Below are 4,911 nucleotides of genomic sequence, written 5' to 3'. Positions count from 1 at the left end.
CCTCCTGTTCGTAATCGGGGGCACCGCAGCGGTCGCAGCGGCGAAGGTCGTTCGCAGAGGGGAAGAGGTGGCCGCGCAGGTCGCATTCAGCGGTGATCGCGCACCCGTCGCAGGTGATGCGGTCACCGTCGTAGAGCCAGCCGTTGCGGCCGCCAGCGAGGTGGTAGGCGGCCTGGTGGGTGGAGGTGAAGCAGACCGCCTCACCAGCACGGTCGGTGTAGAGGTCGCCGCAGTTGTCGCAGTAGATGACCACGTGATTTTCGGTGACGAGTCCGCGTTTCATGCCGCCACCGGTCCCGTGTAGCCGTCGCCGGGGATGTCGTCGCCCAAGTCGTCGGGGTCGAAGTCGCTGTAATCGGCGGCCGGGGCGCAATCGGTTGCCGGGGAATACATGTCCACGATCGCGTCGGCCTGTTCGTCGGAGATCCAGAACGCACGCACACGCACGAACTCGGTGGTGCCGTCTTCGCCGACGTAGCCGACACCGGGCGTGGTTTCGGGGATCTTGTCGCACAACGCACCCCGATCCCTGGCGCCCTGCCCGTGCACCATCGCGGTCTGCGTCGGTTCGTCCAGGCGCAGGCCGACACGGACCGGGAACAGTTGCCGGTTGGGCATCGTCTCCTTCGACGGGTCCTGAAGGGCCGCGATCACCGAGACGCCGGCCGCACGCCCTTTGGACTGCAACATGCCGGTCAGACGTCGGAACTCGTTCTGCTCGTCCCGGTCGGCATACGACGACAACGATGCCGCCTCATCGATGATGATCACGATCAGCGGCTCATCCGGCGACGGGACCAGCTTGCGCACCCCCGCCGCGCGCATCCGAGCCAGGCGTTCGTCCATCTCGGTCACGGCCTCGCGCAGCATGGCGAGGATGGTGGAGGCATCGACAGCGAAGCGGACGAACAGCCGGTTTTCACCGCGCCCGAACTCCACACCGCCCTTCGGGTCGGCCATCCACACATCTACGAACCCGGCTTTGATCGCCGGGCCGAGGCCGGCCAGGATCGACCACAGCACCGAGCCCTTACCTGAACCGGTGGCACCGGCAAGAAGGATGTGCGAGTAGAGGATTCGCAGCAGCCACGGCGTACCGTCTTCCCGCACGCCCACCGGAACCGCTTCCAGGTCGACACCGGCAGCCACCGTGCCGGGGTCGGTGGTGACCGAATCGGCCAAGGTGTCGTGCACCCGCAGTTCCAGCCGCACCCAGCCCGGAGCAGGCGAAGACACGGTGACCTGCTGAACGCCGACGTGGTCAGCGATGCGGGAGCAGGTGTCGTCGTTGCTCCAGTCGGACAGGGTTTGCCCGCCCCGCATCAGCACGTCGACCGTCAGGCCGTGGCGGGAGTAGTCCCACCACTCCACGCGCGGGAACCCGGTCTCAGGTGAGCCGAGCTTGAGCAGGGCGAACATCAGCTGGGCGTGGGCGGTCGAAGCGAACGACAGCACCGCAGGACGCAGAACCTCCGGCGCTTCGGCCAGGTCATGTTCCAGGCCCGCAGCGGTCGTGGTGGCGGGACGGCGGCCCCACGGCAGGATGTATGCCGCGAAGATCAGCGCGCCCGCTGCCGACGCCGCATACGGCACCATGTCGACAACAGTCATGATCAGCTCCCGATCGGGACAGAGACCGGCAGCAACGGAGGCTGCACAGGTCGAGAAACAGGAATCGGTTGCGCCACAGGAATCACCGGCGCAGCAGCCACCACCGGGACAGACGGTTCGGGGGCCGCGGGCTCGTCGGACTCCTCCGCAGCGGTCCGAGAGTCCTCCTCGGCCTCAGCCATCGCCGGAGCAGGGACCGGGGCCGGATTGCTTTGGGCGGCACGGAACAGCACCGCCAGGCCGTGCGTGTCCACGAGCAGCGATATCGGGGCAATGGCCGCAACGATCGCGCACAGCCACGCCGGAAGTTCCTTACCGGCCGCTACGGCGTGGATGCTGTTGCCCGCCACCGACACCAGCGCCCCGACCACCAAAACCCGCGTGAAGAACCGTCGTTCGGTCGACTTGGCGAGGACCAAAGCGCCGGCGGTGGCCTGAACGATCGTGCCGTCGATGATCAGCGGGAACAGCCACGCATCCGACGCGGGGATGTGCGCCAGTTTGGCCAGATCCCGCAGCGTGGCGAACGACAGCCGGAACGCGGCAGCGCCGACGCCCACGATCACCAGGACCGCGAACACCCGCGCCGCACGCATTCCCCGCTCAGGCGTGAACATCAGGCAGCCTTTTCCGCTGCCAGACGCTCCGCCACGTCGTGCATCATCAGGATCTGCGGCAGCTGCTCAGCGAGTGTGCGAGCATCCTCGATCGACAGATACAGCCGCGCGTACCCGATGGCCTCGTGGTTCATCTCCACGCTCACCGAGGCCCGGACCGGCCCCGATGCGGTGTCGCGCGCCGGGCAGTACTCGGCCTCGATGCCATCGAACTTGCTGATGTGTGCGCTGATGAACGACATGGCGGTCACGCAGCCTTCGAGTCGCCACGAGCCGGACGAGCCGCACCCGGATCAGCCGCGGGGACCTTGGCGCCGGAGTTGTCGCCCGCGATGCCGGTAGCCCGCACGGTCCAGCCGAGGGTCTTGAACTCGCCTTGACCGGTGACCTTGGGCTGAAGGGTGACGTTCTCCAGCACGATCGAGCGCATACCGGGCAGCACCTCGGGCGTCGAGGGCACCGGGGCCACGTCCGCCAGGAAGATCACCTGAATGCTGGACTTCTTCGGGTTCGTCTCGGCCGGGTTCGTGGCGGTGGCCTTCCACTGCCGCAGACCGGTCACCGGGTCGACCTTCTGACGAGCCGGAGCGTTGCGGTTCTGGTTGTACTCGGTGTCGGGCTCGATCTCGCCGACCAGCACGAGGCCCTTCTCGAACGCTTCGTTGAATGCGACGTTGAAACGCAGATCCTTGAGTGCCATTGGGATGTTCCTCCGTTGTTTGCTGGAATCCGTTGACACCCATTACTTTCCGGATTTCGCAGTGACGTCAGCACCACATACGTGGACATCTTGAGACGTCTCGAGTACAGTCAAGACGTCCCTACTCGTCCCTTAAGGGGTTGGCATGGCGAACGAAAGATTGCGAGAGGCCCTGCTCCGCAACGGGCTCAACACCGGCCACGTGGCCGATGCAACGGGTGTGGATCAGAAGACCGTCGAGCGTTGGATCACGAAGGGGCGCGTCCCGTACCCGCGCCATCGCCACACCGTCGCCGCCCTGGTCAAAGAATCCGAGACCTACCTGTGGCCTGATGCGATCAGCCAGGACAGGCAGTCCGAGATTGCGCAGTCCGAAGTCGTTGCCGTCTATCCGCACCGGAACTCAGTCCCGAGTGATCTGTGGAGCCGACTCCTCGCCAACGCCAATGAGCGCATCGAGGTGCTGGTGCTGGCAGGTCTCTTCCTTGCCGAGGAACCGTCGTTCACACGAACCATCAAGCAAAAAGCCGCTCAAGGGACGTCGATCCGTCTCCTGTTCGGAGATCCGACAGCGGCAGAAGCCAAGAAGCGAAGCTCCGAGGAGCGTTTGGCGGAGGGCACCGTATCCGCACGAATCCAGAACGCATTGGCCTTGATTGCGCCTTTGGCGGATATCGACGGGGTGGACCTCCGCTATCACAAGACCACGCTGTACAACTCGGTGTTCCGATTCGATGACCAGATGATCGTCAACATGCACGTCTACGGCCAGCCCGGCGCGTATGCGCCTGCAATGCACCTTCGGAAATTGGCCGGCGGGGACCTGTTCGACACCTACACGACAAGTTTCGAGCACGTCTGGGCAACATCTACGGTGCCGAATCTCCAGGTTGGTGCCGCATGAGGACCGACTATCTCGACGATCCGAAGGCTCCCGCCGCGAACAGCCTCAAAGTCGCTGTGAGCGCTGTAGTTCGGGACGACGATGGCCGAATCTTGCTGATCCGCCGGACCGACAACGATCGGTACTCCATTCCAGGAGGCGGGATGGAGCTCGGCGAGACCGTTGCCGATGCCGTGGTCCGTGAAGTCGAGGAGGAGACCGGAGTACTAGTACGCGCAACAACGCTCGTCGGTGTCTTCTCGAACCCGAAACATGTCATTGCCTACGACGATGGCGAAGTGCGGCAAGAGTTTTCGATCTGCTTCGCCGCGGAACCGATCGGCGGTGATCTTCGCTCAAGCTCTGAATCCAAAGAGGTGCTCTGGGTCGATCCATCCGACCTCGCCAGTCTCGACATCCACCCGTCGGTCAGAGAGCGGATTCGGAAGGGCCTCGATCCTGATCCTGATCCCTATTTCACATGAGACTGCAAACGAACCTCCGTCCGCGCTACAGCCTCCCGTAGATCCGGAGTCGCCTCCCGAATCGAACGGCTGACGACATGGTCCGGCCCATACCGCCGGTACACGTCCGCGACGCGTTCATCAAACGTCGTATCGTCACCGGCCGCCGTGGTGGTCATATCCGCCCACCAGAGTGCATCCCGCAGCGAGGTCTGCTCGTCCTCCCACTCCAGCGGCACGCCACGATTTCGGGCCTCGACGCAGGCACAGGAGTGGTTGGCCACCAGAGCGCACAAACGGTCCGAGGCACCTATCTGAGCGAGATAGGTTGCGCCGTCGACGGGATGAAATCCGGTCCGTACCAACTTCGGTGCATATCCGATGTCATGGAGCCATGCGGCGGCCACCAGCAGCGCGGCGTCGTCCACCAACTCCGTCGCCAGAGCTGCCCTTCGAGCAACGCCGGCAACATGGCGCCACCGACGCGGCAACCCGTGCAGCTGCTCCTGGGCCAGCTCCGCCGCCCAGCCAGCGAGATCGTTCCCCGTCACGACTCCACGGTAACGACCTGCACCGACCGGCTGCATGGGTCATTGCCGAATTTGGCTATAGAGGATCAAGGGCGGCGCTTCGCGC

Annotated in this window: 8 protein-coding genes; 2 read left to right on the top strand and 6 right to left on the bottom strand. The window is 64.7% G+C overall.

What is annotated here, in order from left to right:
* From RJ03_RS03795 to RJ03_RS03775, 5 genes are all read right to left on the bottom strand, one after another.
* A partial coding sequence (locus tag RJ03_RS03795) for a hypothetical protein (protein WP_036498131.1) occupies positions 1 to 283 on the bottom strand: 283 nt, incomplete at its 3' end.
* Positions 280 to 1,611, bottom strand: a complete 1,332-nt coding sequence (locus RJ03_RS03790) for an FtsK/SpoIIIE domain-containing protein (protein WP_083870584.1) — start codon at positions 1,609 to 1,611, stop codon at positions 280 to 282. The genes RJ03_RS03795 and RJ03_RS03790, both read right to left, overlap by 4 nt.
* Positions 1,612 to 1,613: 2 nt before the next feature.
* The gene (locus RJ03_RS34780) at positions 1,614 to 2,228 is read right to left on the bottom strand and encodes a DUF2637 domain-containing protein (RefSeq protein ID WP_245552172.1); all 615 of its coding nucleotides are present in this window, start codon (positions 2,226 to 2,228) and stop codon (positions 1,614 to 1,616) included.
* Positions 2,228 to 2,479 (bottom strand): hypothetical protein, encoded by a 252-nt coding sequence (locus RJ03_RS03780; protein ID WP_036498129.1) that lies wholly within the window; start codon positions 2,477 to 2,479, stop codon positions 2,228 to 2,230. Before RJ03_RS03780 ends, RJ03_RS34780 begins: the two co-directional genes overlap by 1 nt.
* Positions 2,476 to 2,928, bottom strand: coding sequence for a hypothetical protein (locus RJ03_RS03775; protein WP_036498128.1), 453 nt, complete (start codon positions 2,926 to 2,928; stop codon positions 2,476 to 2,478). The genes RJ03_RS03780 and RJ03_RS03775 overlap by 4 nt, the downstream gene beginning before the upstream one ends.
* Before the next feature lie 145 nt (positions 2,929 to 3,073).
* Here RJ03_RS03775 and RJ03_RS03770 point away from each other — a divergent pair, with 145 nt between their 5' ends.
* Positions 3,074 to 3,832, top strand: coding sequence for a DUF5919 domain-containing protein (locus RJ03_RS03770; protein WP_036498126.1), 759 nt, complete (start codon positions 3,074 to 3,076; stop codon positions 3,830 to 3,832).
* A complete protein-coding gene (locus RJ03_RS03765) occupies positions 3,829 to 4,296 on the top strand; it encodes an NUDIX hydrolase (protein WP_036498125.1) in 468 nt (155 codons plus the stop codon). Before RJ03_RS03770 ends, RJ03_RS03765 begins: the two co-directional genes overlap by 4 nt.
* On the opposite strand, the gene RJ03_RS03760 is transcribed toward RJ03_RS03765, so the two are convergent.
* On the bottom strand, positions 4,284 to 4,826 hold the full coding sequence (locus tag RJ03_RS03760) for an HD domain-containing protein (protein ID WP_036498124.1): 543 nt from the start codon (positions 4,824 to 4,826) through the stop codon (positions 4,284 to 4,286). The two genes, RJ03_RS03765 and RJ03_RS03760, sit on opposite strands and share 13 nt — an antisense overlap.
* Positions 4,827 to 4,911: the final 85 nt, after the last annotated feature.

This window comes from Nocardia aobensis NBRC 100429, assembly GCF_000308375.1.
GTDB lineage: Bacteria > Actinomycetota > Actinomycetes > Mycobacteriales > Mycobacteriaceae > Nocardia > Nocardia aobensis.
The sequence above is the reverse complement of the archived record's forward strand: the minus strand, read 5'-3'. Positions and strand labels throughout refer to the sequence as shown.

Coding starts and splice junctions, on each gene's coding strand:
- RJ03_RS03790 (WP_083870584.1), bottom strand. CDS start 1,611: ATGACTGTTGTCGACATGGTGCCGTATGCGGCGTCGGCAGCGGGCGCG.
- RJ03_RS34780 (WP_245552172.1), bottom strand. CDS start 2,228: ATGTTCACGCCTGAGCGGGGAATGCGTGCGGCGCGGGTGTTCGCGGTC.
- RJ03_RS03775 (WP_036498128.1), bottom strand. CDS start 2,928: ATGGCACTCAAGGATCTGCGTTTCAACGTCGCATTCAACGAAGCGTTC.
- RJ03_RS03770 (WP_036498126.1), top strand. CDS start 3,074: ATGGCGAACGAAAGATTGCGAGAGGCCCTGCTCCGCAACGGGCTCAAC.
- RJ03_RS03765 (WP_036498125.1), top strand. CDS start 3,829: ATGAGGACCGACTATCTCGACGATCCGAAGGCTCCCGCCGCGAACAGC.